The sequence below is a fragment of the Bradyrhizobium sp. BEA-2-5 genome (genome assembly GCF_032918025.1).
Taxonomy (GTDB): Bacteria; Pseudomonadota; Alphaproteobacteria; order Rhizobiales; family Xanthobacteraceae; genus Bradyrhizobium; species Bradyrhizobium pachyrhizi.
Window position 1 is genome coordinate 8368038 of sequence record NZ_CP136629.1, and the last position, 24742, is coordinate 8392779.

The following is a 24742-nucleotide window of genomic DNA, read 5'->3' on the forward strand; positions in this document are numbered from 1 at the left end:
TGGGTGCGAAGCGCGTCGTCAAGCCAGCGCGTCAGCCGCGCACCTGATCCCGTCGTAGATCTCCACGAGATCGGCTTCCGTCACGCAGTAGGGCGGCATGACGTAGATCGTGTTGCCGAGCGGCCGCAGCAGCAGGTTCCGGCGTTGGAAGAAGGCCTGAAGTTTTGGGCCGATGCCGGCGAGGTAGCCCGCATCGCTTGCCTTCAGGTCGAGTGCGGTGATGGTCCCGGTGCGGCGGACGTTTTCAAAGCGTGCATCGATACGGAATGGTGCGATCAGGCGCTCCTGCATCGCGGCAACCGAGGCGACGCGCTCGCCCGCGCCGTGTTGCCAGAGTTCGAGGTTGGCCCTTGCGGCGGCGCAGGCGACCGGGTTTGCCGTGTAGGAACTGGAATGGAAGAACGTGCGCGAACGATCGCTGGAATAATGCGCGTCGTAGATCTCGGCGCGGCACAGCGTCACCGCGAGTGGGAGCGACCCGCCGGTGAGGCCCTTCGAGTAACAGGCGATATCCGGGCTGACCTCGGCCTGCTCGCACGCGAACAAGGTGCCGGTCCGGCCCCAGCCGGTCATGACCTCGTCGGCGATGAACAGCACGTTTGAGGCTTCACAGATGCGCTTCATCTCCTTCAGCACCCAGGCGGGATACATCAGCATCCCGCCCGCGCCCAGGATCAGCGGTTCGACGATGAACGCTGCCGCGGATTCCTTCCTGCACGCGGCTTCGAGCGCGTCGAGGGTCGCTTGCTCATGACCGGCGGCCGGAAACGGGACTGACGCGACGTCGAACAGCAGGGGTTCATAGGCCTTGTTGAACACGCCGCGCGCGCCGACCGACATCGTCCCCACAGTATCGCCATGGTAGGAATGCTGCATGACGATGATCTGCGTGCGCGTCGCGCCGATATTGTGCCAGTAGCCGAGCGCCATCTTCAGCGCCACTTCGACGCTGGTCGAGCCGGAATCGGAGAAGAACACGTAGTCGAGGCCAGGGGGCGCGAGCTTCACTAGCTGTGCGGCAGCCTGTTCGGCCGGATCATGGGTATGACCGGCAAATATGATCTGGTTGAGCTGTTCCGCCTGGTCCTGAATCGCGCGCACGATGTGCGGATGGCAATGGCCGTGGGTCACGACCCACCAGGATGCGATCGCATCGATGATGCGGCGATCATCCGCGGTGTAGAGATAGGCGCCCTCCCCACGCACGATCCTGGTCATCTCGCCGTGCAGCGCGTGCTGGGTGAACGGGTGCCAGATCGGCGACTTCCGAGCGGATGTCATGGATTGAAATCTTCCCGCTGGAACGACGCCTTGAACGCTGCCCGCAGCGTGTCTGCCGCAAGCGGAGCAAGCCAGGGCAACCGGCCCAGCCGGCGCACCTGCCCGATCTCGCAGATCGCACGCTCGCTCTCGGGATTGCTCTCGCCGATGAAGGCGATCCCGAGGATGTCGATCCCGCGTTTGCGCAGCGCCTCGACCGACAACAGCGAGTGATTGATGGTGCCGAGCGCGGTGCGGGCGCAGAGCACGACCGGAAGCTGCCATTGCGCGAAGACGTCGATATAGAGCGTGCTGTCGTCGAGCGGCACCATCAACCCGCCGGCGCCCTCGATCACCAGCGGCCGGTCCCCTACATCGGGCACGCCGAGCGCGGCAGCGTCGATGCGCACGCCGTCGAGGGCCGCGGACTGATGCGGCGAAGCCGGCGTTCGAAGCCGGTAACGCTCCGGCACGATGCGACCGGCCGGGAGCCCGCCAAGTCGTGCGACCAGTTGCGCATCGGTTTCCTCCTCGAGGCCGGCCTGAACCGGTTTCCAGTAGCGCGCGCCGAGGAAGCCGGCGAGGCCAGCGGAGAACACCGTCTTCCCGATCCCGGTATCGGTGCCGGTGATAACGATCCGGCTCGTCATCGCGACCAGCCTTTCGTCTCCTCGACCAGCGCGTCGAGCAGCGCGCGCACGTCGTCCTCGTCGACATTGAGGGTCAGTGCAATGCGCAACCGCGCGGTGCCCGTCGGCACGGTCGGCGGCCTGATGCCTCTGATATCGAAGCCGCGCGCCTGTAGTGCAGACGCCAGTTGCATCGCGCGCGCATTGTCGCCGACGATGTAGGGCACGATCTGCGAGCGCGACGGACTGCGCCAACCGCGCAGGTCGAGCTCGCGATGCGTGAACGCGACCAGTTTTGCCAGGCGCTGCTGATGCCCGGGCTCCTGCTGCAGGATCAGCAGCGCCTCGCGCACGGCGACGGCCACAAGCGGCGACGGCGCGGTGGCGAAGATGAACGGGCGGCAACGATTGACCATGAAGTCGCGCAGCACGGTCGAGGCTGTGACCAGCGCGCCGGCGGCGCCCAGCGCCTTGCCGCAGGTATGAACGATCACGAGGTTCTCGCGCCCTTCATAAGGTGCAGTGTGCCCACGCCCCTGCTCGCCATAGACGCCGGTGCCGTGCGCCTCGTCCACCATCAGGAACGCGTCGTGTCGGTCCGCGATGGCGACGAGGTCGTCGAGCGGTGCGACGTCGCCATCCATGCTGTAGACGCTTTCGACCACGATCCAGACCCGGCCCGTGCCGCCCTCGGCGCGCCAGCCGCGAATGGTGTCTTCGACCGACCCGGGATCATTGTGCGCGCTGATCCGGAATTCGGCCCGGCCGGCCCGCGCGCCTTCATGGATGCTGGCGTGCACGAGAGAATCGAGCACCAGGAGGTCGCCGCGCTGCGGTAGCGTCGTCAGTACGGCGAAATTGGCGACGTAGCCGCCGCCGAAGAACAGCGCCGTCTCGGCCCTAAAGAACGCGGCGGCTTCGGCCTCGAGCCGTTCGTGCTCCTCGCAATTGCCGCGCAGCAGCCGCGACCCGCCGGCGCCGATCGGCGTGCCGGCATCGAGCGCGGCCGAGACCGCATTCTTGATGCGCGGCGCGCCCGCGAGCGCCAGATAGTCGTTCGAGACGAAATCGATGCCCGCGCGCGGCTTGAGACCGCGCAGCCGATCGGCCTTGCTCAGGGCGTGCAAGGCCGCGGCGTAATCAGCGACCTTGGCCGCGTGGATTGCGCTCATGCTTCTCTCTCAGATTTGTCGTTGGTCGCGCGGCGAATCCCGCCGCGCGCGTGCCGGAGCTGCGCTCAGGCGAGGGCGGAGTTGATGCCGAGCCGGTCCAGCAGATGGGCGTCGCGATCGCGCTGCGGGTTCCTGGTGGTCAGCAGCACATCGCCGATGAAGATCGAATTCGCGCCGGCGAGGAAGCACATCGCCTGCAGCTCGTCGGTCATGTATTGCCGTCCGGCCGACAGCCGCACCACGCTCTTCGGCATCATGATCCGCGCGGTGGCGACCAGACGCACCAGCGCGATCGGATCAGGCCGTTCCGCGGTGTCGTTGACCGGAACGCCCTTGACCTCATTCCACAGATTGATCGGCACGCTCTCCGGATGGCTGGGGAGATTGGCAAGCAGCATCAGCATGCCGAGCCGGTCATCGACCTGTTCACCCATGCCGATGATGCCGCCGCAGCAGACCTTGATGCCGGCGTCGCGCACATGCGCGAGCGTATCGATGCGGTCCTGCAGGGTGCGGGTGGTGATGATCTTGTCGTAGAACTCGGGCGAGGTGTCGACGTTGTGGTTGTAGAAATCGAGCCCGGCGTCGGAGAGACGCTCGGCCTGCTTTGGCGTCAGCATGCCGAGCGTGACGCAGGTTTCCATGCCCAGGCCCTTCACCGCGCTGACCATGTCGCAGACCTGATCGAGATCGCGGTCCTTCGGGCTGCGCCAGGCCGCGGCCATGCAGAAGCGGGTTGCGCCGGCGTCCTTGGCGCGCTGCGCGACCGCGACCACTTCGTGCCGCGGCATCAGGCGAGTGGCCTTCAGGCCGGTGTCGTAATGTGCGCTCTGCGAGCAGTAGCCGCAGTCTTCCGGGCAGCCGCCGGTCTTGATGCTGAGCAGGCTCGCGGTTTCGACATGGTTCGGATTGAAGTTGGCGCGATGCACGCCTTGCGCCTGAAACATCAGGTCCGCGAACGGCAAATTGTAGAGTGCTTCGGCCTCTGTACGGTCCCAGGTCTTGCGGGGCGCTGCACTGGTGCGGCTGTCGGTCCGTTCGATTTCCACGACATCAACCATAGGGCTTGCTTTCTCGCTTGCTGTGGATCATAGATAATCTGAGATATTATCTATGATCTATGGACTTAGAACGATGCTAGCCGAGCCCGAACGCGCGCGCACCCGTTTTTTCGATAGATAATCTATGACAAACGAGGGCGAGAACACGACCACCGCGGGGCGCATCGCCGAAGCGATCGGCGAGCGCATCATCAGCGGAGAATTGCTGCCGGACGCGCCGCTGCGGCAGGACCATGTCGCGCGCGAATTCCATTCGAGCCACGTCCCGGTGCGCGAGGCGTTCAGGCAATTGGAGGCGCAGCATCTCGTCGTTGCGGTGCCGCGACGCGGGGTGCGGGTCGCCCCGCTCGACACCAGGTCGGTGAAGGAAATCGCCGAGATGCGCGCCGCGCTCGAAGTGGTCGCGTTGCGCAATGCCGCCCCCAGGCTCACATCGGCCCATCTGGCACGGATCGAACTCGCCATGATCGAAGGCGACAATGCCGAGACCGTGCAGGATTTCGAGATGGCCAATCGCGCCTTCCATCATGCGCTGGTGGCGCCCTGCGCGATGCCGCGGCTGCTCGCCAGCCTCGACGGCCTGCAGCTGGCGAATTCGCGGCTGGTGTTCGCAATGGCGCGCAACGCCGGGTGGCGGCCGCGGCCGAGCCAGGATCATCGCGTGATCCTGCAGGCGCTGCGCGCCCGCAACATCGAACAAGCCTGCAGCCTGCTGGCGCGGCATATTCAAACCATCGAGCGGCTTGCCCTGCCGGCGGCGTGATCACTTTGCTCCGAATCGAGCCGCGGACTCCGGTTCACCTCGCCCCGCGCGCGGGGAGAGGCATAGGCCGCCTTCAGCGGCCGTCCCCAAGAACGCCGAAGCCAAGGCTTCGGCTATGACGCATCGGCAGATGCGTTCCGGGTGAGGGGGAGTCTCCGCGAGAGTATCTGTCTCCGTGTGCGGAGGGAGCCCTCACCCCAACCCTCTCCCCGTGAGAACGGGGCGAGGGGGCGCGCCGCCTTTGCGACCGCCATTCAATCCAATCCCATCACTCTCTAAGCGATCGCGACGATCTCCAGTTCCTGATCGCCCGAGCCTGCGACGTCGCCCAGGGCTTTGCCCATCAGCGACCTCGCCACCGGCGAGACAAAGGAAATCGAGCCTGCCTTTGGATCGGCTTCATCCTCGCCGACAATGCGATAGGTCTGCACCCGCCCGTCGGCGCGGCTGAAAGTCACCGTGCTGCCGAAGGCAACGGTTTCGGTGGAAGCAGGGTCAGGCACGACCTGCGCGGTGCGGAGCCGCTCCGTGAGATAGCGCGCGTCGCGCAGTGGGGCCGCCGACTGCCGCCGCCGTTCGTTGACGTCCTCGAGCTGCTGCGCAGTCTCGTAAGCCTCGCGCGCCTCCTGAAGATGGCGCTCCAACGCTCTCCGTCCGGCTTCGGTCACCAGGTTGGGATGCGGCGAAATGGGGCGGTCCGGCAACAGCGTTTCCGACGCCGTCTCGGCACTTTCTTCCTTGGTGAAGGCAACGCTCAATCCAGAACTCCATCGATGAGGCCAGCAGCATAGACCCGCCCCACGCGCTCCGCTAATGCGCGAAGGGATTAGGCGGGATCTAATGCGAGGCAGGCTGTTCCGCCTTGCTCCGTCTGCCGAAGCGGTTCTTTACACCCTCGCGCCAGCCCTGGAAGGTGACGAACAGCATCGGCACCAGGAAGATGCCGACCGAGCTTGCGGCGAGCATACCGCCGAACACCGCGGTGCCGACCGCGCGGCGGCTGATTTCCGCGGCACCGGTCGCGACCACCAGCGGCACCAAGCCGAGGATGAAGGCAATTGATGTCATCATGACGGCGCGGAAGCGCATCTGCGCGCCCATCGTCGCGGCCTCCGTGATCGGCTTGCCTGCCTCGCGTTGCTCCTTGGCGAATTCGACGATCAGAATTCCGTTCTTGGCGGCGAGCGCAATCAGGACCACCAGCCCGATCTGGCCGTAGAGGTCGAGATTGAGGCCTGCGAGCTTGATCGCAAGATAGGAACCGAACACGCCGACCGTGACCGACAGCAGCACGGGAATCGGGATCGTCCAGCTCTCATACAGCGCGACCAGGAACAGATAGGCAAATAGCACCGCGAGCCCGAGGATGATGCCGGTTTGGCCGGAGGCCGCCTGCTCCTGATAGGCCGTGCCGGTCCACTCGTAGGAATAGCCGGAAGGCAGCGTCGACTTGGAGAGGTCGGCCATCGTCGCGATCGCGGTGCCCGAGGACACGCCCGCCGCCGGGCTGCCGTTCACGGTGACCGAACGATAATTGTTGTAGCGCGTGATCACCTGCGGTCCGGTCACGATGCGCAAGGACGCGATGGAGCGGATCGGCACCATCTCGCCGCCGCTGTTGCGCAGATAGATGCGCCAGATGTCCGAAATGTCGCTGCGATCGAACGCTTCGCCCTGGACGTTGACCTGCCAAGTGCGGCCAAACCGGTTGAAATTGTTGACGTAGATGCCGCCGAGCGTCGCCTGCAGCGCGGTGAAGATGTCGCTGATCGTCACGCCGAGCGCCTGCGCCTTGCCGCGGTCGATGTCGAGATGGATGGACGGATTGGTCGCAGTGAAGGTCGAGAACACGCGGGCCAGATTCGGATTGCGGTTCGCAGCACCGATCAGCCCGCCCATCACGCTGCTGAGCGAGGCCGGATCCTGCCCTTCCAGTGCCTCGAGCTGATATTCGAAGCCGCCGGAGGTCGAAAGCCCGATGATCGGCGGCAGGTTGAACGGCAGCACCGATGCCTGACGAATCTGCGATCCCCCGACGAAGGTCTGCCCGATCGCCGCCTGCACCGAGTCGGTGACGGCCTTGCGGTCGGCGAACGCCTTCATGCGCGCCACCATGAATGCCGAATTCGGCTCGCTGGCTCCGTCGAGCAGCGAGAAGCCGATGATCGACAACACATGGTCGATCGCCGGATTCTTCTTCAGAAGCGCCTCAACCTGCTGGGTGACCTCGCTGGTTCGTGCCACCGATGCGCCGTCCGGCAATTGGACCGAGGTAAAGAAGGCGCCTTGATCCTCCTCGGGCAGGAAACCCGTCGGCGTGATCAGCGACATGCCGAACACCGCGCCGGCAAACACCAGCACCGCAACCAGCGACAGCACCGCCACACGAACCAGCCGTTGCACCACGCCGGCATAGCGGTCGCGCACCCAGTCGATGCTGCCGAGCACCCGTCCCATGATGCCGCGGCGCGGTCCGCCATGGCGCAGGAACACGGCGCACAGTGCCGGCGACAAGGTCAGCGCATTCAGCGCCGAGATCACCATCGCGGCGCTGATGGTCACCGCGAACTGGCGGAACAGCGTGCCGGAAATGCCCGGGATGAACGCGATCGGCACGAACACCGAGAGCAGCACAAGCGAGATCGCGATGATCGGCGCGGTGATCTGCGCCATCGCCTTCTTGGTGGCGTCGGCCGGCGACAGCTCCTGCTCCTCCGCCATCACGCGCTCGACGTTCTCGACCACGACGATGGCGTCGTCGACCACGATGCCGATCGCGAGCACCATCGCCAGCAGCGAGACCGTATTGGCGGAATAGCCGAGCGCGAGCAGCACCGCGAAGGCGCCGATCAGGCTGACCGGAACCGCGACCGCCGGGATCACCGTGGCGCGCAGATTGCCGAGGAACAGGAACACCACGATCACGACGAGCACGAAGGCCTCGCCGAGCGTCTTCATCACCTCCTTGATCGTATCGGACACGAAGGTGGTGGAGTCGTACTGCACGAGATAGGTCAGCCCCGGCGGAAACCGCTCCGACAACCGCGCAAGCGTGGCCTGCACCGCCTTGGCCGTGGTCACGGCATTGGCGCCGGGCGCGAGATAGATGCCCATCGGCACGCCGGGATTGCCGTCGATCCGCGACTCTGAATCCATGTTCTGCGCGCCGATCTCGACGCGAGCAACGTCCCTGATCCGCAGCACCGATCCGTCCGGATTGGCCCGCAGCACGATGTCGCCGAACTGCTTGGATGTCGTCAGGCGGCCCTGGGTCTGCACGTTAAACTGGAATTGCTGGTCGTCGCTGATCGGGCGCGCGCCGATGCGGCCGACCGGCGCCTGCACGCTTTGGGTGCGTATTGCGGCAACGACATCCGACGGCGTGAGATTGAGGCTGGTGAGCCGCTGCGTGTCGAACCAGATCCGCATCGAGTAGTTCATCTTGGCGAACAGATTGGCCTGGCCGACCCCCGGGGTGCTCGCGATCGCATCGAGCACGTTGATGATGGCGTAGTTCGTGATGAACAGCGGATCCTGCTCGCCGCTCTTGCTGTACAGCACGATGAATTGCAGCACTGCCGAGGATTTCTTCTGCACGGTCAGGCCCTGCGCCTGCACCTCGGTCGGCAATTGCGCGAGCGCGCTCTGCACGCGGTTGTTGACGTTGACGGTGTTGATATCGGGATCGGTGCCGAGCGCGAACGAGACCGTCAGCGTGTAGCTGCCGTCATTGCCGCTGGTCGATTTCATGTAGAGCATCTTGTCGACGCCCACGACCTGCGCTTCCAGCGGCTGGGCGACGCTCGATTCCACCACTTCAGCCGATGCGCCGGGGAACACGGCGGAGACCGTGACCTGCGGCGGCACGATGTCCGGGAACTGCGCGACCGGAATCTGCATCAGCGCCAGCGCGCCCGCGATTGTGATCACGAACGCGATGACGATCGCAAGCCGCGGACGATCGACGAAGACGGCAGAAATCATGGGTTATTGCCCGTCGATTTCGGCGTGTTGCCGGCGCCGCCGTCCGCCGAAACCTTCATGCTCGACTGGATCAGCGCGCTGACGGGCCCCGGCGCCACCACCTCGCCCGGCTTGACCTTCTGCAACCCCTCGACGACGACCTTGTCGCCGAGCGAGATGCCGCTCGTCACCGCCGCAATCGTTGCGGTCGATTGCCCAAGCTGGATCCGCCTTTGCTCGGCCTTGTTGTCCGCGCCGACGACATAGACATATTCGCCCTGCTGGTCCGACAGCACCGCCGAACGCGGGATCGCGAGCACCTCGACCGGCTGCACGCCTTCGAGGAGAACGGTCACGAACTCATTGTCGGTGAGTTCGCGGACCGAGCCGCCGGCTGCGACGGAGGTGTAGGTTGACGGGTTGGGGATGACGCCGCGCAGGGAGATGGTGTCGGTGTTCTGCGCGATCGTGTTGTTGACGAAGTTCAGCTCGCCGGTCTTGTCGTACAGCCGGCCGTCCGGCAACCGCAGGCGGATGACGACGGCCTTGAAGCCGCCGCGCGTCGCATAACGGTCGCGCAGATCGAGCGCCTCGCGCACCGGCACGGGAAAGATGACGTACATTGGGTCCTGGCTGACGATGGTGGTCAGCACCCCCGAGCTTGGCCCGACGACGTTGCCTTCGGTCAATGCCGTGCGTCCGATCTTGCCGGCGATCGGCGCGCGGATCGTGGTGTAGTCGAGATTGATCCGGGACAGGTCGACCTGCGCCTGCGCGGCCTGCACCTGCGCCTCGAGGCTCTGCTGGTTGGCGACCGCCGCATCAACATTGGATTGCTGGCCGGCCGGGCCGCCCATCAAAGCCTTGGCGCGATCGGTGGTCAGCTTGGCGTTGACCAGCGTCGCCTGCAACTGGGCGACCTGTGCCTTCTTCGATGCGAGATCGGCTTCGAACGGGCCGCGCTCGAGTTGGTACAAGAGATCGCCGGCCTTGACCTCGGAGCCCTCGACAAAGTTCCGCTTGTCCAGGAACGCGGTCACACGCGCCACCACGTTGACGCGGTTGGGGGCCTCGATGCGTCCGAGAAATTCATTGGTTTCGGTGATCGGCCGCTTTACCGCCTCGAACACGCCTACAGCAGGAGGCCCCGGCGGCCCCGCCTGGGCATGGGCCGCTGATACTCCCGCCGCCACCAACCCCGCCGATACGAGAACCCCTGCCAAACCGCCGAGCATGCGTTCCGTACCACTCATGCAGTCCAACCCTTCGGCTACCAACAGACGCTACGAGACGGATATGACGTCGAGTTCCCTCAGACCCGAAGGTCAGGATGGGCAGGTGCTTTGCAGCAGATCATAACGCGGCCAATCCGACAATCCTGTAAGCTGATCGCTCTTGTTCCAGCGATCTCGGCTGAAGGACAGTTTTAAGAAACGTCACGCGGCGCTGCAATCGCACCGCGATTGCGACCGCCATCCAGCGCGGGGCATGCCGCGGACACCGAAAACTCCCGGCAATGTGATGCAAATGAGCGCTACCTCGGCATGGTCGAGCTCAGCTCTGCGCGTGGTCGACGACGGATCGGGCGCGGCCGCGGGCCGAGCGCTCACAGCGCGATGGCGCCCTTTAAACGAGACGTCTGTTGATAGAGAGGCGACGCAAGGTGCTCGTACAGCCAAGGCCTTGCACGCTTGCCGCTGACCTCGTGCACGCCGTCGAAAACGTCGATGTCGATCAAATGCGGATGGCCTGACGATGCGTAGACCGACCGCATCTCCGCGAACTTCTCATCCCGCCCGAGCTCCATCGCGTTTGCACCGTCACGATTGCCAATCTCGGCGAACAGCGGACATGGACAAAGCAGATATGCCAGACCGGCGCCGGCGTATTTGGCGCGGCCGTTGCTGAAATGGATGTAGGCCGCAAGTTCGACGCCGAGATTCCTGGTGATGACGGATGACATCAGGAACTTCTTCTCGTCGCGCATATATCCGGATACGACAGTCGGCCGCATCCGCCCAGTCGCGGCTTCCAGATGCAGCGCGAGAAAGGCGCCCCAGGACACCCCGTAGACGCCGACATTCAAACCCGACGCGCCGGTGAGCTTCCTGCAAACGATTTCGCCGGCGTCGAGCGATGCGCATGACACGTTGTGGGCGGAGACACCGTGCGATGCCAGCATCGCGGCGATGTTGTTCTGGCTCTCCTGATTTCCGATCTGGATGATGTAAGGACACCAGACGACATAGCCGTCCCGACATAGCCGTTTGCCGAGCGCGTTCATGTAGTCCTTGTCGGCATCGTCGAAGCAGCGCTCCGGCGTGCTCGCCATGCCGTGGCCGAGCAGGATCAATCCTTTGAATTCTCCGCCGGGAATTCCAAGACATCCGCGCACCGGCACGCCGCATTCCAGATCGAACTCGACCTTCACGACCGAGAAGCTATCCGCGGGCGCGCGCCAGAGAACCCGGATCTCGTCGTGCGACGGCCGATAAAGCCGCCGCGCCCGGAACAGAGATCGCATCTCTCCGCGAATCTCCGAACCGGTTGCGACCGCATGCAGCCTGCCGCTTGCCGCGATATCGAACAACGACCGGCAGAACTGATCGTAGCCAAGGGTCGGCAAGTCGACATTCGCGCATGATCCCTGGCAATGGCCCAGCGCCAGCCCCTCGCTGCCGGCCCGCGACGAGGGGCCGACCAGCGTCATCAACAATCCGGAAAGCGCCCTGCGGCTGATCATCGGCCCTCTCCGAGCCGACGATGGCTCGCGTGAATGTCAGACTTGGCCGCTCACAACGCGATGAGACCCGGTTTGAATCGTCATCGCGCTTAGGCCCCCCTTAGGCATGATCCTTTTCGGAAAACCGCTTCGCACTTTTCCGGATCACGCCCTAGCTGGCGCCACGGATCGCGCGGATACAAATTAAAGGATGTTCATGCTCGAACGATCGCGTGCAGCGTTGCAAATGTGTGACGCCGACGGGGCTGGCGCAGCGCCAGTCACGCCAATCAGGTTTCGAGATGCTTCGGAATATTTCCACCTGTCACGCAGCTTCGATTTCGCCACACGCGGCGATGATCGCCGGGCCCGATTATCGAGTCTTCATCAAGTCTCTTTCGAGCCTCTATCAAGTCTTGGGTCTGCCCCGCCGACCTGGCATCGGCCTTCGAATTCGTCGTCCGGGCGCCGGCGGCCGCGCGCCGGGTCGCAGCCGAGCGAGCGAGGCCCAGGCGCCCGCGCGAAAATCGCGAAGAAGAGCGGCGAAAACGTCGGAATTCCCCCCTGATGCGCGTGAACGCGCACCGGAATAACCCGGACTCGTGGCTCAGGCTGAATTGCTTTACGCAATATTTCCGGGGTCGCCGGGTTTATCTATTGGGCAACAACGGTTTTTGGAATGACCGATGGCGAACGACCTGCACGAGCATCTGATTGAACTGGCCTATGAGGCCGCGGTTGTCCCCGAATTGTGGCCGAATGTCCTGCATCAGGTCGGTGCGATCGCGCGTGCGCGCGGTATCGTGCTGCTGACGGCGGCCCCGCACGACGTCCGCTGGGTCGCATCCCCCGACATGCACGACGACACCGTGGCCTATGTCGAAGGCGGCTGGCACGAGCGCAACGGGCGATTGCCGCGCTTGCTCGCGGCCAACCATGCCGGCTTCCTGCGCGACATCGACGTGTTCGATACGCCCGAGGAGGTGCAGCAGGATTTCCAGATCCGCGAATTCTTCCGCCCGCGCGGGCTCGGATGGGGCGCCGGTACCGCGATCCCGGTACCGAGCGGCGACGTGCTGATCTACAGCGTCGAGCGCGAATACCAGCACGGACCGATCGAGCGGGAGGCAATCGAGCAGCTCGACGCGCTGCGGCCGCATCTGGCGCGTGCGGCGCTGCTGTCGGCGCGGCTCGGGATGGAGCGCGCCAGGGCGGCAACCGAATCGCTGGCGATGCTCGGCCTGCCCGCGGCAGTGCTGCGGCGCGGCGGCCGCCTGATGGCGGCCAACGCGCTGTTCGACCGCCTGGTGCCCGACGTGATGCAGGATCGCGGCGAGCGCCTGACGCTGGCGTCGACGGCTGCCGACACGCTGTTCGCCCAGGCGCTGGCCGCGCTTGATCAAGGACTGATCAGCGTGGAGGTGCGCTCGGTGCCGATCGCGGCGCAGGAGGATCGGCCGCCGCTGATCGTGCATCTGGTCCCGATCCATGGCGCGGCACGAGACCTGTTCGACCGCGCGGCGGCGATCGTGATCGTGACGCCGGTGGTGCCGGCCGAGGTGCCGACCGCGGAAGTGCTGCAGGGCCTGTTCGACCTGACGCCGGCGGAGGCGCGCGTCGCGCGCGGCATCGGCGAAGGACGCACCGTCGAGGCAATCGCCGGCGCATTCGGCATCTCCCGCGAAACGGTGCGCAACCAGCTCAAGGCAGTGCTGGCCAAGACCGGACTGGGCCGGCAGGTGGAGCTGGCCGGACTGCTCGCCGGCGCGAAGGTGCCGCCGGGGTCGTCAGGAGACTAGCGCACGCCGCGCAAGCCTCGGTGCAGGGGTCGATGCGATCCTCCGGGAATTCGCAAAAGGATCGCATGTTCAAACGGTACCGGTTACGCTAGGGGTAGCTCCTCTCCCTCCGCGCGCCCCGCCCGGCGCATGTCCAGTCAATGAGTGCAACTGAATGGCCGAAGCCGACCTCGACGCCGTCATCCGGCAAACCGCAAAAGCGCAGACCAAGGCCGTGATGGCGGCTGCCAAGAAACGCCAGGCCGTCTGGGTCACGCGCGCCGCCAAGGCCAAGGACAAGGAGGCCAAGGCACGCTTCCGCTTCCTGGCCAAGAGCACGATGCTGAACGCAACCGCGACCGCCAAGAGGTTGCAGAATTCGGCCGAGAACGCCGCCGACGCCTATGCCCGCGCCATGAAGAAGGCGATGGAAGAGCCGCCGCCGGCCAAGAAGCCCGCGAAGAAGAAAACCGACGGCTAGTCGATGCCGCGTTACGTCGCCCTGCTGCGCGCGGTCAATGTCGGCGGCACCGGCAAGCTGCCGATGACCGAGTTGAAGGCGATGTGCGTCGACGAGGGATTTGCCGACGCGCAGACCTATATCGCCAGCGGCAATGTCGTGTTCTCCTCGAAGCTCGGCGCGGCCAACGTCAAGGCCACGCTGGAGCGGCGGCTGCAGGCCTATGCCGGCAAGCCGGTCGGCGTCGCCATCCGCAGCGCGGACGAGATCGCCGCGGTGCTGAAAGCCAATCCGTTTCCGAAAGCGCCGCCGAACTATACTGTCGCGATCTTCCTCGACGAGCCGCCGCCGAAGGACGCCTTGAAGGACATCAAGGGTCAGCAGGACGAAGAGGTGCGGCTCGGCAAGCGCGAGATCTATGTCGCCTATGGCAGCGGCATGGGCCGCTCGAAGCTGAAGATCCCCGCCGCCGCCAAGGGTACCGCGCGCAACATCAACACCATCGCGAAGCTCGCCGAGCTGGCGGCGGGTGAGTGAGCATCAGCCCCATTTGCCTAGTGAACCGTCATCCTGGGGAGCGCACTTGCGCGCGTCTCGAAGATGCACGGCACGGCCGGTGGCCGATTCATCCTTCGAGACGGCCGCGTTGCGGCCTCCTCAGGATGGCGGGTTAGGCACTTTAGTTCGTGGCAGATAGCGCAAAGTCGCTAGGTTTCCCGCACCGTAAATCCTTCGGCGCTGAGCCTTGCCAGCACGTCCTCCAGATGGGCCCGGTCGCGGGTTTCGATCACGAGCTCGAGCAGCGTCGCCTTCGCCGGAAGATCGGAGAAGGTGCGCTGGTGCGAGACCTCGATGATATTGGCGCCGGCATCGGCAAGCAGGATCGACACCGCCGCGAGCTGTCCGGGCCGGTCGACGATGTCGAGCGCCAGTTGCGTCAGCCGTCCCTCGCGGGCCAGCTCCCGGGTGAGGACGGAGGCAATCAGCCGCGTGTCGATATTGCCTCCGCTCAGCACCAGGCCGACCTTCTGGCCGGCAAAGCGGGACGGATCGGACATCAGCGCGGCGAGGCAGGCGGCGCCGGCGCCCTCGACCACCGTCTTCTCGATCGAGATCAGGGTTGCGACCGCACGCTCGAGCTCGGCTTCGTTGACCAGCGCGATGTCGTCGACGAGCTCGCGCACGATTTTCGTGGTGATCTGCCCGGGAGCCTTGACCGCAATGCCCTCGGCGAGGGTGTCGCCGCGCATCGGCAGCTGCTCGCCTTTGACCGCATTGTACATTGACGGATAGAGCTGGGCCTGCACGCCGACGATCTGGATCGACGGCTTCAACGTCTTCGCGGCCGTGGCGATGCCCGAGATCAGCCCGCCGCCGCCGATCGGTACCACCAGGATATCGAGCTCCGGCACCGTCGCGAGCATTTCAAGTCCGATCGTGCCCTGTCCTGCAATGATCAGCGGATCGTCATAGGGATGGATCAGGATCAGGCCCTTCTGCGCGGCATGCGAGCCGACGAACGCGAAGCATTCTTCCAGCGTCTGCCCGGTGATGATGACCTCGGCGCCGTGGTGCCTGGTGTTCTCGATCTTCACCATGGGCGTGCCGATCGGCATCACGATGGTGGCGGGAATGCCGAGCCGCTTGGCGTGGTAGGCGACGCCTTGCGCGTGGTTGCCCGCGGACATTGCGATCACCCCGCGCTTGCGCTCCGCGGGCGACAGCGCCTGCAGGCGGTTCAGCGCGCCGCGCTCCTTGAAGGTCGCGGTGAACTGCAGGTTCTCGAATTTGAGGAACAGGCGACAGCCGCAGATCTCGCCCAGCGTGCGGCTCTCGTTGCAGGCCGTGACCATGACCGCATCCCGGATCACATCCGCGGCACGGCGTATGTCGGCAAGGGTGATGGCGGTGGTGTCGGAAGGCTGCGGCATCGGGTTTCGCTTTGGTCCGTTTCGTCAGACGGAACCTAGCGGGTTTCGGCGCCGAAAACGACCGCGCAGAGCATAATCCGGAAAAGTGCGAAGCGGTCTTCCGGAAAGATGATGCTTAAACAACGAGCTAGCGCGCGATGACGATTCAACCTGATCTCATCGCGCTTCAGCGTGCGGCCGACACCCGTTCCTCCGGCTTGGCCGGACCGGCCAGCTGAACCTCATCGCATTTTGGGCATACAAGCGCGGTGCGGAAATGCTTGTCGAGCACAATGGTTCGCGTCCTGCCGCACTGGCAGCGCATCGGCTTATCCATGGAAGACCGGCCCGGGTTCGCGATGCAAGGAGAGCGTGCGCCTGGCTGCCCCGGTCAGGTTACCCAATATGACTTGAAGCCGGATAATTTGTCGCGCCGCTAAAAGAGACCGGCGCTGAGATCAAGGCCGTAGCTTGCCCTGAGTGCCGCGACGAACAGGACAGCGGACGCAAACAACAGGACATGCCGGGCGATGCTGCTCCGAAGCGAATTGGCCGAAAACGCGCGTGCGATCGATTGAGCCAAAGCAGTCATTTGCGACCTCCGGAGCCACGCCCCGAAGGTAGGTCGCGTGCAGCGCAGTGAGGTTCAATGCGGTTCACGAATCGGCCGGCGGCGCGCCAATGTGCTCTGTTCGGTATCGCTCGGTGCCCGCACGCGATTCTTGAAGCGGTGACCGACCACGATCAGCCTGCCCTCGGCGCGGATTACGGTCTCGGCCGATGGCGCGGACGGCAGATTGTCTTGCGTGACCGCCTCCAGCGCGCGCAGGAACTCGCGACCGGCCGATGTGATCTCCCAGCCTTCGACGTCACGGAGCACATAGCGATTGCTAAAGATGTCGAGTTCGGGGACCCGCGACGCCAGACGTTTGATCCGCGCATGCCAATCGTCGCCGCTCGATGAGAGGATTGCGAGATCGTGCTTGAGTGAATTGATTGTGGCTTTGCCGCGGACGTGACTGGCCAATATTTTTAAGATCGCAACCTGTATGCTCAACTCGACGCCTCGACCGCCACGGTTCTTTTTGTTCTGCGCAGCCGACCTGGAAATTATCGCGCTGATGACTCAGGCGTCCAGTCATCAGCGCCAGTTATCCAGAACCCGACAAGACGGTATCGACTTACGCCGCGCGTGATGTGCCGACGCGGCGCTCGGGCCGGTGCGACGACATCGATTCCTCCTCCATATCCTGCGGCGCGCCCCAAAATTCCTGCACCGTCGGCCCGTGCTTGAGTCTTTTGCCGCGCAGGAAGCCGAGAATTTCATGCGGCCAGACGCGGCGGCCCATCTGCGTGTACCAGCGCATCGCGTGACGAAGTCCGGCGTCGCGGTGGAGCAGCACGCGGAGCAGCGCCTTCGGGCGGCACTGCAGCACCATCTCGGTGAACTTGAACCAGAGCAGTACGCGCCATGGCGGCATGTGCCGGGTCGCCAGCACCTGATGCTTGTAGTCCCAGAGCCTGCGATCGGTCTGGATGACGCGCCGCTCCGCCGCGAGACGGAAATACGGCGTCCAGCGATGCGGCGTGACGTACAGCATCTGGATCTGGTCGGGATCATAGGACAACAGCTGCCTGAGACCGCGCCAATGGTCGCGATCGGTTTCCTCCTCGAAGCCGACCACCCAGGTCGCCATCGACAGCATTCCGTGCCGGCGCATCAAACGGATGGCCTCGCGATCGATCGTGGTGGTCGCGCCCTTGCGGATCAGCTCCAGCGTCTTCTCGTCGGTGTTCTCCATGCCCAGCAGGAAGCGCTGCCAGCCCGCTTTCTTGTAGAGATGCAGGATGTCGGCGTCGCGCACGATGTCGTCGGCGCGGGTCGAGCCGACCAGGATCAGATCGACATCCTCCGCGATCAAGGCCTCGAGAAAGGCCCGCCACGCCTTCTTCGAGACGGTCGGATTCTCGTCGGCGAAATTGATCACCTTGACGCCGTGCTCGCGATGGAGCCGCGCCAGCTCTTTTGCAAAGCGCACGGGATCGCGGTGCCGCCATCGCGTCCAGAAGCCGCGCTGGCCGCAGTAATTGCAAAGATGCGGACAGCCACGCGAGAACTGCACGACGACGGCGCACAGGCCGCCCCAATAGCTGTAGCGCGCGTGATCGATCAATTCCCATCCGACGCGATGGGCATCGAGATCACGGATAACAGGCGCAGGCGGCGTGATGCGCGGCCCATAATCGTCGCGGAACGCGATACCGTTGGTGATGCGAAGATCCTCGCCGGCCTCCAGCGCCCGCATCAGACGCCGCGCGGTTTCTTCGCCCTCGCCGCGCACGATCGCGGTGACGTAGCGCTCCTCGCGCAGGATGTCGCGCCAGTGATAGGTCGGAAACACGCCGCCATAGACGATCCGCACGTTTGGCACGGCCTTGACGATCGCCTGCGCCACCTCGGCGATCACAGGATGGCCCGACGTCGAGCCGGAATGGCCGAACAGCACCGCATCCGGTGCAAATCTCGATGCCTCCGCCACGATGGCTTCGACCGGCATCGGCCCGAACTCGGCATCGATAAGACCGACGTCGTGGCCGTCATCGATCAGCGGCCCGCCGATCGACAGCAGGCCGAGTGGCGGCAGATGGTCGTCGGGGATCCGGCTGCCGATCGCCGGATGCGGTACGTTGATGAGAAGAATGCGCATGGATGATCGCTCCCGCTTTGGTTGGCGTGATCGTTCGTCCCCGCATCTTGTGAGAGAGCCCAACCCCCCGGCCGGGCTTTCGGAAGAGAGCAGTTTGCGCGGCTTGACGCGCTAGAGGTTCGGCACCTCCGCCGGCGCGATCGCGATCAGTCCGCCGAAGCGGCGCTCGCGGCCGTGGAAGGCGGCGAGCGCCTCGGTGAGATCGGCGGCATCGAATTCGGGCCACATCCGCTCGGTGAAATGCAGCTCGGCATAGGCGCCCTCCCAGAGCAGGAAGTCCGACAGCCGCTTCTCGCCCGAGGTGCGGATGATGAGATCGACGTCGCGAAGGCCAGCCTCGCCGGTGACGAGCTCGGCGAAAGTCTCGCGGCTAAGCTCGCCGGTGCCGGCCGCGCGCGCGGCGGCGTTCAGGATGGCGTCGCGCGCCGAATAGTCGATCGCGATGCGCAGATGCAGCGTGGTGCCGCCAGCGGTCTCGGCCTCTGCGCGCGTGATCGCGGTGGCGATGCCGTCAGGCAGCCGGTCGCGGCGGCCGATCACGGTGAGACGCACGCCGTTCCGCACAAGCGCGGCGATCTCGTTGGCGAGGTAGAACCGCAACAGCCCCATCAGTGCGGCGACCTCGGCCTTCGGACGGCGCCAATTGTCCGCCGAGAAGGCGTAAAGCGTCAGCGTACCGATGCCCTGCTTGGGCGCGGCCTCGACGATTCGGCGGATGGTCTCGACGCCGGCCTCGTGGCCGCGCACGCGGGACAGGCCGCGCCGCGTCGCCCATCTGCCGTTGCCGTCCATGATGATGCCGACATGAAGCCTGATGGCGGCTTCCGGCTTGAGCGCGACGTTACTTTGCATCACAAAGTCTCCGGACAAAAATGGGATGATTCAAACCGGCTGGATACCGAGGCGGCCAGCTGCGCCGTCGTCCTTGCCGGCGGCCTTCTCAGCCTTGCCGCCGGCCTTTTCTGTCGTGCCGGCGGCTTTCGCCGCGTCGCGCACCAGCCGCTCGAGCACGGCGAGATAGTCGAGGAAACGGCGGCGGCCGGCCTTGGTCAGGCGACAGGTCGTGTGCGGGCGGTTGCCCTCGTAGCCCTTGGTCATCTCGACGAGGCCCGCCTCCTGGAGCACGGCAAGGTGCCGGCTGAGATTGCCGTCGGTGAGGCCGCAGAGCTGCTTGAGATCGCCGAATGCCAGCCCCTTGGGATGCGCCATCAGCGAGGTCAGAAGCCCGAGCCTCGCTTTCTCGTGGATCACGCGGTCGAGTCCTTCATAGGAGAAGGGCGCGGTGGTCAGGTCAGTCTTCGGCATCATGGCCTCCGGAAGCGAAATAGAGCAGCGCTGCGAGCAGCAACTGGCCGATCGCGAATGGCAGTCCCATGGTCCAGGGCGACAGCGCGTGGCTCTGGCTTGCAATCAGCAGCACCGTGAAGCCCGACAGGAAATACCAGGCGCCGCCGAGCGCGATCGTGCGCGGCAGCAGGCGGACCGAGGCGAACACGCCGAGGCTGACCAGCACCTGCCACAGGCCGGGCAACATCCACAACGTCTCGGGCGCGAACTTCCATTGCAGGATCGCGAGCAGCACGCCGGCGATAACAGCGGGAACGAACTGCTCGATCGCCTGCTGGACCATCGCGTCCGCAAGGCCGGAATGATGCCGCCGCGAGCGCGCCTGCATCTCGATCCAGATCAGCACGGCGGAGACCAACGCGGCCGCCGCCCAGCCTGCGAGGAACGCGATCGGATGAGCGGTGGGATCGGCGAGCCAAAGATATTGCGCAAGCGCCGTGATGAGCGCGATGCCGCTGGTGGCGGCGACGGTCGCCGGACCGTAGCCGCGAAACGCCGTTCCGGCCGCAATCTGGCTGCGGATGGCGAGGATATCGGCCAACGCCTTGTCGAGGTCACGCATGATTCGCCCGAACTTTGTATTGCAAAGTATACGGGATCACCAAGTAAACGCAAGCGGCATCGCGCGGCTTGCCGAGCGTGATGTTTAACAGCCGGTTATTGCGCGGATTGCGGCGAAACCGTGCCGCGTCAGACCTTCACTAGGCTGGCGAAGCCGCCATAGATCATCCGCTTGCCGTCGAACGGCACGTCACCCATGCTCATCGATGCAAGGCGCGGATCGGCCATCACTTTGGCGTTGATCCGGTCGCGCTGGGCGCGCGACTTGTAGGTGATCCAGGCAAACACGACGGTTTCGCCGGCCTTCAGTTTCACGCTCTGCGGAAATGAGGTCAGCTTGCCCGGCTTGACGTCGTCGGCGACCCATTCGCGATAATCCAGCGCGCCATATTCACGCCAGACCTTGCCGGCCTTCTTCGAGAGTTGCGCATAGGCTTTGAGTTTCTTCTTCGGCACGGCGACGATGAATCCATCGACGTAAGGCATTGGGCGGTTTCCTGCTGTTTGGGCTCCCTGTCATTGCGAGCGCCTGCGAAGCAATCCATCTCTTCAAACGCCGAGGAATGGAATGCTTCGTCGCTTCCGCGCAAAATTGCTCTGCAATTTTGTCGCGAGCCCCTCGCAATGACGATCAGGAGTGACAGCAGGATGCCTGAACCGGCGCCGGTTGGTACTGGTCGCGCAGGCGGACCCAGTCCATCGGATAGGGCAGCCCCTCCTCGTGACGACCGAGCGGCGTGAGGTCGAGATACTGATAGGCGGCGTTCATCATGTCGAGGCCGCGGGCGAAGCAGGAATAGGTATGGAAGATCTCGCCGGCCTCGTCGCGGTAGAACACGCTGATGCCGGGCAGCTCCGGACCGTAGAGCGGCGTCGTTCCATAATTGTATTTCGCGTCCCCCGCATCGATCTGCCCTTGCGTGAACGATACGCCGTAATCGTAATTGAAGTCGCTCTCTCCCGAGGAGACCCAGTCGAAGGTCCAGCCCATCCGCGCCTTGAATGCGTCGAGCTTTGCGAGCGGCGCCCGCGAGATCGCGATCATCGTGGTGTCGCGCGCGGCCAGATGCGGCACCATGCGCTCGAAACCGTCGGCCCAGAACGAGCAGCTCTTGCAGGCCGCGTCCCAGTCGGGTGCGAACATCACATGCTGCACGACGAGCTGCGGACGGCCTTTGAACAGGTCGCCGAGCGACACGATGCCGTTCGGCCCGTCGAATTGATAGGCCTTGTCGACCTTCACCCAGGGCAGTTCGCGGCGCTGCCGGCTGAGCGCTTCGCGGGCCTGGGTCAGCTCCTTCTCACCGATCATCAGCGCCTTGCGGGCTGCGATCCATTCCTCGCGCGAGACGATCTTGTGCTGTTGCATGAGATGCTCCTTTGCGGGTCAGGCGTCGACGTATTGTTCCAGGCTGCCGAGGAATTCGGTCCAGCCGCGCTGGTGATTGTCGCGGGCGGTCTCATCGACGAACTGTGCGTGATGGAAGGTGAGCAACGTGCCGCCGGCATCGGGCTTGATCGATATCGTCACCTCGGACTCACGCTCCGGCGTCGAGTGCCAGGCCCAGGTGAAGACGAGCAGCTCGTTCGGCACCACCTCGCGATAGGTGCCGCCGACCTCGTGATATTCGCCGTTCGAGCCGGTGAACTTGATCCGGTAGCGTCCGCCGACGCGGACATCGAGCTCGGCCTGCGTCGTGCCGGGCTTGACCTGTCCCGGCCCGAACCACTGCGCTAGATTTTCCGGCTCGGTCCACGCGGCGTAGACTTTTTCCGGCCGCGCGCGGAGGCGCCGCGTGAGGGTGAGGCTTGGGCGCGCGGCGAGGCCGGCGTCGGCGGCGACTGCGGATTGGTTTGCCATGGTTCTTCCTCCACGAAGGCGGCGAGACGATCGAAATTGTGGGACCAGAACTGCGCATAGCGATTGAGCCAGTTCATCGCCTGCTCCATCGGCTGCGCGGTGAGCCGGCAGGCGACCGTGCGTCCGGTCTTCTCCCGCATGATCAGGCCGGCATCCGTGAGCACGTCGAGATGCTTCATGATCGCCGGCAGCGAGACCGGAAACGGGGCCGCCAGCTCGCTCACCGTCAGGCCGTCCTGCTCGCCGAGGCGCGCGAGCAGCGCACGCCGTGTCGGGTCGGACAACGCCGCAAAGGTCCGGTCCAGCGCCTCGTCCTTATACTTAACCATGTGGTTTAGTATAGGCGCAAACGGCGCGACGTCAAGCGCGCGACTTCACGATCGCGTCAGGATGGACCCAGCCGGGGGACGAACGTCAGGAACGGTGGCGACGGACCGCCTTGCGGTGATGCCGCAACGCTAGTCGGGATATACGGTCCGGTGCCGACGCTGATAGCGGCGCGGTGGCGGCGGCGGTTCGCTGAACAGGAAGCGCGGATTCTCGCCGCAATAGAGATAACGGCCGGACACGCTCGCGAGGCATTGCTGGTAGGTCCGGTAAGCGCATTCGCCGGGATAGCCCAGGCTAGGGCCCTGCGCGCACCATGGGTAGTCATAAGGATCGGCGGAAGCTGGCGTGATACTCGCCGCGCCTGCGAGCGTCATCGTTCCCAGAACAAGCATTGCCAATCCCGATGCGCGCATGATCCGGCTCCTCGGACGCCGCAGTTAGCCAGGCGCGGCACCTTTGATAAGGTTCCTGAACGTCATTCTATTCCGCGTCAAGGCCGACGGCTTCGGCCGCGGACCGGCTGTACCACGCGGGCCACATTTGTCCCGCGCGATCCAGCATCGCGCCTCTTGCGAGGCCTACTCGACCTTGAGGCCGGCGAACTCGACCACCTTCTTCCACTTGTCGGTTTCGGCCTTGATGTCGTTGCCGAAGGCTTCCGGCGTCTGGATCAGCGGATCGCCGCCGAGCTCGACTAGACGCTTCTTCATGTCGGGTTCGGCGAGCACGGCGTTGATCTCGGTGTTGAGCTTGGCGATAACTTCCTTCGGCATGTTCTTCGGCGCGCCCATGCCAAACAGCGCGCTCGCCTCGTAGCCCTTCACGGTTTCGGCGACCGACGGGACATCCGGCAGTTGCGAGGATCGCTCCGTTGACGTCACAGCCAGCGCGCGCAACGAGCCGGAGCGGATGTGCTGGATTATCGAGGGCATGTTGTCGAAGATCACCTGCACCTGGCCGCCGAGCATGTCGGTGATCGCGGGCGCCGCGCCGCGATAGGGCACGTGCTGCATCTTGCAGCCGGTCATGGCCATGAACATCTCGCCGGACAGATGCACCGAGGTGCCGTTACCGGACGAGGCCATGTTGACCTTGCCGGGATTGGCCTTCACATATTCGATGAACTCGGCGACGTTCTTGGCCGGCACGTCCTTGTTGACGGTCATCACGTTCGGCACGCGCTGGAACGAGGCGACCGGTGCGATGTCGTTCACGAAGTTGAACTTGAGATTCTTGTAGAGCGAGGCATTGATGTAGTTGGCCGGATTGACCAGCTGCAGCGTGTAGCCGTCGGGCTCGGCATTGACGACCGATTCGGTGGCGATATTGTTCCCGGCGCCCGGCTTGTTCTCGACCACGAATTGCTGGCCGAGCTTTTCCGAGAGCCGCTGCCCGACCAGGCGCGCGATGATGTCGGTGGCGCCGCCCGGCGGATAACCCACGATCCAGCGCACCGGCCGCGCCGGATAGTCGGCAGCGGAAGCGCGGCCGATCGCGAATGTCGAAATCCCCGACCCGATCAGGCCCAGCGCGGTACGGCGTGAAATCATGAAGTTTCTCCCAATCCAGCAGGGTTTGGCGCCCTGCCCGTTTCTGTTGCGTTGCGTGCGGCGCGGTTTTAACAAACAATGCCTGAAGCGACCAGTGCGACACGTGCGCCGCCGACCGCGACGAAAGACTAAGCTTCGGCTCTGATCGCACCAGAACCGGCGACCACATCGCTCGAAAGCACTCTGGACCGAAGAGGATCGATCATGTCCGTCAAGGTGAATGGCCTCGACCATCTCGTGATCAACGTCACCGATGTCGTGCGCTCGGTTGCCTGGTACAGCAGGATCCTCGGCATGGAGGTGAAGGTGTTCGACCCCGGCAAGGGCAAGACACCGCGCACCTCGCTGGTGTTCGGCAACCAGAAGATCAATGTGCGGCCGCGCGATGCCGACAAGGTGGACTGGTTCACCGCCGAGCACGAGGCGGCCGGCAGCGACGATCTCTGCTTCCTCACGTCGAGCACACCCGAGGAAGTGGTCGCGCATCTGAAGGCCAATGGCGTCAGGATCGAGGAAGGCCCCGTCGCCAAGCAAGGCGCGCGCGGCACGCTGCGCTCGGTCTATTGCAGGGACCCGGATGGCAGCTTGATCGAGATCTCGTCGTACGAAAAGAACGCGACCTAGCTTTCGTTCGTCCTTGCGAGCCGGCGCGGCGTGCGAATGCGCG

Annotated in this window: 24 protein-coding genes and 1 pseudogene; 5 read left to right on the forward strand and 20 right to left on the reverse strand. The window is 64.7% G+C overall.

Annotated elements, in window-relative coordinates:
* Nucleotides 1-18 precede the first annotated feature (18 nt).
* The 4 genes from RX327_RS39005 to bioB form a co-directional block, all read right to left on the reverse strand.
* Nucleotides 19-1281 (reverse strand): adenosylmethionine--8-amino-7-oxononanoate transaminase, encoded by a 1263-nt coding sequence (locus RX327_RS39005; RefSeq protein WP_050383379.1) that lies wholly within the window; start codon nucleotides 1279-1281, stop codon nucleotides 19-21.
* Entirely contained in the window at nucleotides 1278-1910 is a 633-nt protein-coding gene (gene bioD / locus RX327_RS39010; protein ID WP_050383380.1) for a dethiobiotin synthase, read from the reverse strand. The genes RX327_RS39005 and bioD overlap by 4 nt, the downstream gene beginning before the upstream one ends.
* The gene (locus tag RX327_RS39015; RefSeq protein ID WP_050383381.1) at nucleotides 1907-3061 is read right to left on the reverse strand and encodes an 8-amino-7-oxononanoate synthase; all 1155 of its coding nucleotides are present in this window, start codon (nucleotides 3059-3061) and stop codon (nucleotides 1907-1909) included. The genes bioD and RX327_RS39015 overlap by 4 nt, the downstream gene beginning before the upstream one ends.
* Nucleotides 3062-3126: 65 nt before the next feature.
* The gene (bioB, locus tag RX327_RS39020) at nucleotides 3127-4122 is read right to left on the reverse strand and encodes a biotin synthase BioB (protein ID WP_028335582.1); all 996 of its coding nucleotides are present in this window, start codon (nucleotides 4120-4122) and stop codon (nucleotides 3127-3129) included.
* 124 nt (nucleotides 4123-4246) lie between these two features.
* Here bioB and RX327_RS39025 point away from each other — a divergent pair, with 124 nt between their 5' ends.
* Entirely contained in the window at nucleotides 4247-4885 is a 639-nt protein-coding gene (locus RX327_RS39025) for a GntR family transcriptional regulator (protein WP_028341425.1), read from the forward strand.
* A gap of 275 nt (nucleotides 4886-5160) precedes the next feature.
* On the opposite strand, the gene greA is transcribed toward RX327_RS39025, so the two are convergent.
* The 4 genes from greA to RX327_RS39045 form a co-directional block, all read right to left on the reverse strand.
* Nucleotides 5161-5643 (reverse strand): transcription elongation factor GreA, encoded by a 483-nt coding sequence (gene greA / locus RX327_RS39030; protein WP_050383382.1) that lies wholly within the window; start codon nucleotides 5641-5643, stop codon nucleotides 5161-5163.
* A 79-nt stretch (nucleotides 5644-5722) separates the two neighbouring features.
* The gene (locus tag RX327_RS39035; RefSeq protein ID WP_317249051.1) at nucleotides 5723-8869 is read right to left on the reverse strand and encodes a multidrug efflux RND transporter permease subunit; all 3147 of its coding nucleotides are present in this window, start codon (nucleotides 8867-8869) and stop codon (nucleotides 5723-5725) included.
* Complete coding sequence (locus tag RX327_RS39040; RefSeq protein WP_317249052.1) at nucleotides 8866-10101, reverse strand: efflux RND transporter periplasmic adaptor subunit; 1236 nt, start codon at nucleotides 10099-10101, stop codon at nucleotides 8866-8868. The genes RX327_RS39035 and RX327_RS39040 overlap by 4 nt, the downstream gene beginning before the upstream one ends.
* A gap of 353 nt (nucleotides 10102-10454) precedes the next feature.
* Nucleotides 10455-11591, reverse strand: coding sequence for a hypothetical protein (locus RX327_RS39045; RefSeq protein WP_050383384.1), 1137 nt, complete (start codon nucleotides 11589-11591; stop codon nucleotides 10455-10457).
* 665 nt (nucleotides 11592-12256) lie between these two features.
* On the opposite strand from RX327_RS39045, the gene RX327_RS39050 reads away from it, so the two are divergent.
* From RX327_RS39050 to RX327_RS39060, 3 genes are all read left to right on the forward strand, one after another.
* Nucleotides 12257-13369, forward strand: a complete 1113-nt coding sequence (locus RX327_RS39050) for a helix-turn-helix transcriptional regulator (RefSeq protein ID WP_050383385.1) — start codon at nucleotides 12257-12259, stop codon at nucleotides 13367-13369.
* A 154-nt stretch (nucleotides 13370-13523) separates the two neighbouring features.
* Nucleotides 13524-13829: a hypothetical protein gene (locus tag RX327_RS39055; protein WP_050383386.1), complete on the forward strand. Its 306-nt coding sequence runs from the start codon at nucleotides 13524-13526 to the stop codon at nucleotides 13827-13829.
* 3 nt (nucleotides 13830-13832) lie between these two features.
* Complete coding sequence (locus RX327_RS39060) at nucleotides 13833-14345, forward strand: DUF1697 domain-containing protein (RefSeq protein ID WP_050383387.1); 513 nt, start codon at nucleotides 13833-13835, stop codon at nucleotides 14343-14345.
* A 170-nt stretch (nucleotides 14346-14515) separates the two neighbouring features.
* Here RX327_RS39060 and RX327_RS39065 read toward each other — a convergent pair whose 3' ends face one another.
* The 12 genes and pseudogenes from RX327_RS39065 to RX327_RS39120 all read right to left on the reverse strand — a co-directional run bounded on the left by RX327_RS39065 (nucleotide 14516) and on the right by RX327_RS39120 (nucleotide 24075).
* Nucleotides 14516-15739 carry a threonine ammonia-lyase gene (locus RX327_RS39065; protein ID WP_317249053.1) on the reverse strand — a complete coding sequence of 408 codons (1224 nt, stop codon included), beginning with the start codon at nucleotides 15737-15739 and terminating at the stop codon, nucleotides 14516-14518.
* Nucleotides 15740-16364: 625 nt separating this feature from the next.
* The gene (locus RX327_RS39070; RefSeq protein ID WP_244481768.1) at nucleotides 16365-16775 is read right to left on the reverse strand and encodes an aminoacyl-tRNA deacylase; all 411 of its coding nucleotides are present in this window, start codon (nucleotides 16773-16775) and stop codon (nucleotides 16365-16367) included.
* A 124-nt stretch (nucleotides 16776-16899) separates the two neighbouring features.
* Nucleotides 16900-18426, reverse strand: coding sequence for a magnesium-protoporphyrin IX monomethyl ester anaerobic oxidative cyclase (bchE, locus tag RX327_RS39075; RefSeq protein WP_050383390.1), 1527 nt, complete (start codon nucleotides 18424-18426; stop codon nucleotides 16900-16902).
* A gap of 111 nt (nucleotides 18427-18537) precedes the next feature.
* Nucleotides 18538-19278 carry a di-trans,poly-cis-decaprenylcistransferase gene (locus RX327_RS39080; protein WP_317249054.1) on the reverse strand — a complete coding sequence of 247 codons (741 nt, stop codon included), beginning with the start codon at nucleotides 19276-19278 and terminating at the stop codon, nucleotides 18538-18540.
* Nucleotides 19279-19308: 30 nt separating this feature from the next.
* Entirely contained in the window at nucleotides 19309-19731 is a 423-nt protein-coding gene (locus tag RX327_RS39085) for a transcriptional regulator (RefSeq protein WP_317249055.1), read from the reverse strand.
* Nucleotides 19718-20335 carry a hypothetical protein gene (locus RX327_RS39090; protein ID WP_028335568.1) on the reverse strand — a complete coding sequence of 206 codons (618 nt, stop codon included), beginning with the start codon at nucleotides 20333-20335 and terminating at the stop codon, nucleotides 19718-19720. The genes RX327_RS39085 and RX327_RS39090 overlap by 14 nt, the downstream gene beginning before the upstream one ends.
* Before the next feature lie 128 nt (nucleotides 20336-20463).
* Nucleotides 20464-20820 (reverse strand): DUF1428 domain-containing protein, encoded by a 357-nt coding sequence (locus tag RX327_RS39095; protein ID WP_028335567.1) that lies wholly within the window; start codon nucleotides 20818-20820, stop codon nucleotides 20464-20466.
* A 145-nt stretch (nucleotides 20821-20965) separates the two neighbouring features.
* Nucleotides 20966-21703 carry a thioredoxin family protein gene (locus tag RX327_RS39100; RefSeq protein WP_317249056.1) on the reverse strand — a complete coding sequence of 246 codons (738 nt, stop codon included), beginning with the start codon at nucleotides 21701-21703 and terminating at the stop codon, nucleotides 20966-20968.
* 18 nt (nucleotides 21704-21721) lie between these two features.
* Nucleotides 21722-22084, reverse strand: a pseudogene (locus RX327_RS39105) (SRPBCC family protein); the annotation flags it as partial.
* Nucleotides 22069-22524, reverse strand: a complete 456-nt coding sequence (locus RX327_RS39110; RefSeq protein ID WP_317249057.1) for a metalloregulator ArsR/SmtB family transcription factor — start codon at nucleotides 22522-22524, stop codon at nucleotides 22069-22071. The gene RX327_RS39110 and the pseudogene RX327_RS39105, both read right to left, overlap by 16 nt.
* 129 nt (nucleotides 22525-22653) lie before the next feature.
* Nucleotides 22654-22938 (reverse strand): DUF3551 domain-containing protein, encoded by a 285-nt coding sequence (locus tag RX327_RS39115; RefSeq protein WP_028335563.1) that lies wholly within the window; start codon nucleotides 22936-22938, stop codon nucleotides 22654-22656.
* 165 nt (nucleotides 22939-23103) lie between these two features.
* Nucleotides 23104-24075 carry a tripartite tricarboxylate transporter substrate binding protein gene (locus tag RX327_RS39120; RefSeq protein WP_317249058.1) on the reverse strand — a complete coding sequence of 324 codons (972 nt, stop codon included), beginning with the start codon at nucleotides 24073-24075 and terminating at the stop codon, nucleotides 23104-23106.
* Nucleotides 24076-24279: 204 nt separating this feature from the next.
* Between RX327_RS39120 and RX327_RS39125 the strand changes: the two genes are divergently transcribed.
* Nucleotides 24280-24699 carry a VOC family protein gene (locus RX327_RS39125; protein WP_028335562.1) on the forward strand — a complete coding sequence of 140 codons (420 nt, stop codon included), beginning with the start codon at nucleotides 24280-24282 and terminating at the stop codon, nucleotides 24697-24699.
* Nucleotides 24700-24742 lie beyond the last annotated feature (43 nt).

Coding starts and splice junctions, on each gene's coding strand:
- RX327_RS39015 (WP_050383381.1), bottom strand. CDS start 3,061: ATGAGCGCAATCCACGCGGCCAAGGTCGCTGATTACGCCGCGGCCTTG.
- RX327_RS39035 (WP_317249051.1), bottom strand. CDS start 8,869: ATGATTTCTGCCGTCTTCGTCGATCGTCCGCGGCTTGCGATCGTCATC.
- RX327_RS39090 (WP_028335568.1), bottom strand. CDS start 20,335: ATGCGTGACCTCGACAAGGCGTTGGCCGATATCCTCGCCATCCGCAGC.
- RX327_RS39050 (WP_050383385.1), top strand. CDS start 12,257: ATGGCGAACGACCTGCACGAGCATCTGATTGAACTGGCCTATGAGGCC.
- RX327_RS39005 (WP_050383379.1), bottom strand. CDS start 1,281: ATGACATCCGCTCGGAAGTCGCCGATCTGGCACCCGTTCACCCAGCAC.
- RX327_RS39115 (WP_028335563.1), bottom strand. CDS start 22,938: ATGCGCGCATCGGGATTGGCAATGCTTGTTCTGGGAACGATGACGCTC.
- RX327_RS39085 (WP_317249055.1), bottom strand. CDS start 19,731: ATGCCGAAGACTGACCTGACCACCGCGCCCTTCTCCTATGAAGGACTC.
- RX327_RS39080 (WP_317249054.1), bottom strand. CDS start 19,278: ATGCAAAGTAACGTCGCGCTCAAGCCGGAAGCCGCCATCAGGCTTCAT.
- RX327_RS39100 (WP_317249056.1), bottom strand. CDS start 21,703: ATGCAACAGCACAAGATCGTCTCGCGCGAGGAATGGATCGCAGCCCGC.
- RX327_RS39065 (WP_317249053.1), bottom strand. CDS start 15,739: ATGCCGCAGCCTTCCGACACCACCGCCATCACCCTTGCCGACATACGC.
- bchE (WP_050383390.1), bottom strand. CDS start 18,426: ATGCGCATTCTTCTCATCAACGTACCGCATCCGGCGATCGGCAGCCGG.
- RX327_RS39095 (WP_028335567.1), bottom strand. CDS start 20,820: ATGCCTTACGTCGATGGATTCATCGTCGCCGTGCCGAAGAAGAAACTC.
- bioB (WP_028335582.1), bottom strand. CDS start 4,122: ATGGTTGATGTCGTGGAAATCGAACGGACCGACAGCCGCACCAGTGCA.
- RX327_RS39045 (WP_050383384.1), bottom strand. CDS start 11,591: ATGATCAGCCGCAGGGCGCTTTCCGGATTGTTGATGACGCTGGTCGGC.
- RX327_RS39040 (WP_317249052.1), bottom strand. CDS start 10,101: ATGAGTGGTACGGAACGCATGCTCGGCGGTTTGGCAGGGGTTCTCGTA.
- RX327_RS39055 (WP_050383386.1), top strand. CDS start 13,524: ATGGCCGAAGCCGACCTCGACGCCGTCATCCGGCAAACCGCAAAAGCG.
- RX327_RS39025 (WP_028341425.1), top strand. CDS start 4,247: ATGACAAACGAGGGCGAGAACACGACCACCGCGGGGCGCATCGCCGAA.
- bioD (WP_050383380.1), bottom strand. CDS start 1,910: ATGACGAGCCGGATCGTTATCACCGGCACCGATACCGGGATCGGGAAG.
- RX327_RS39060 (WP_050383387.1), top strand. CDS start 13,833: ATGCCGCGTTACGTCGCCCTGCTGCGCGCGGTCAATGTCGGCGGCACC.
- RX327_RS39120 (WP_317249058.1), bottom strand. CDS start 24,075: ATGATTTCACGCCGTACCGCGCTGGGCCTGATCGGGTCGGGGATTTCG.
- RX327_RS39110 (WP_317249057.1), bottom strand. CDS start 22,524: ATGGTTAAGTATAAGGACGAGGCGCTGGACCGGACCTTTGCGGCGTTG.
- RX327_RS39125 (WP_028335562.1), top strand. CDS start 24,280: ATGTCCGTCAAGGTGAATGGCCTCGACCATCTCGTGATCAACGTCACC.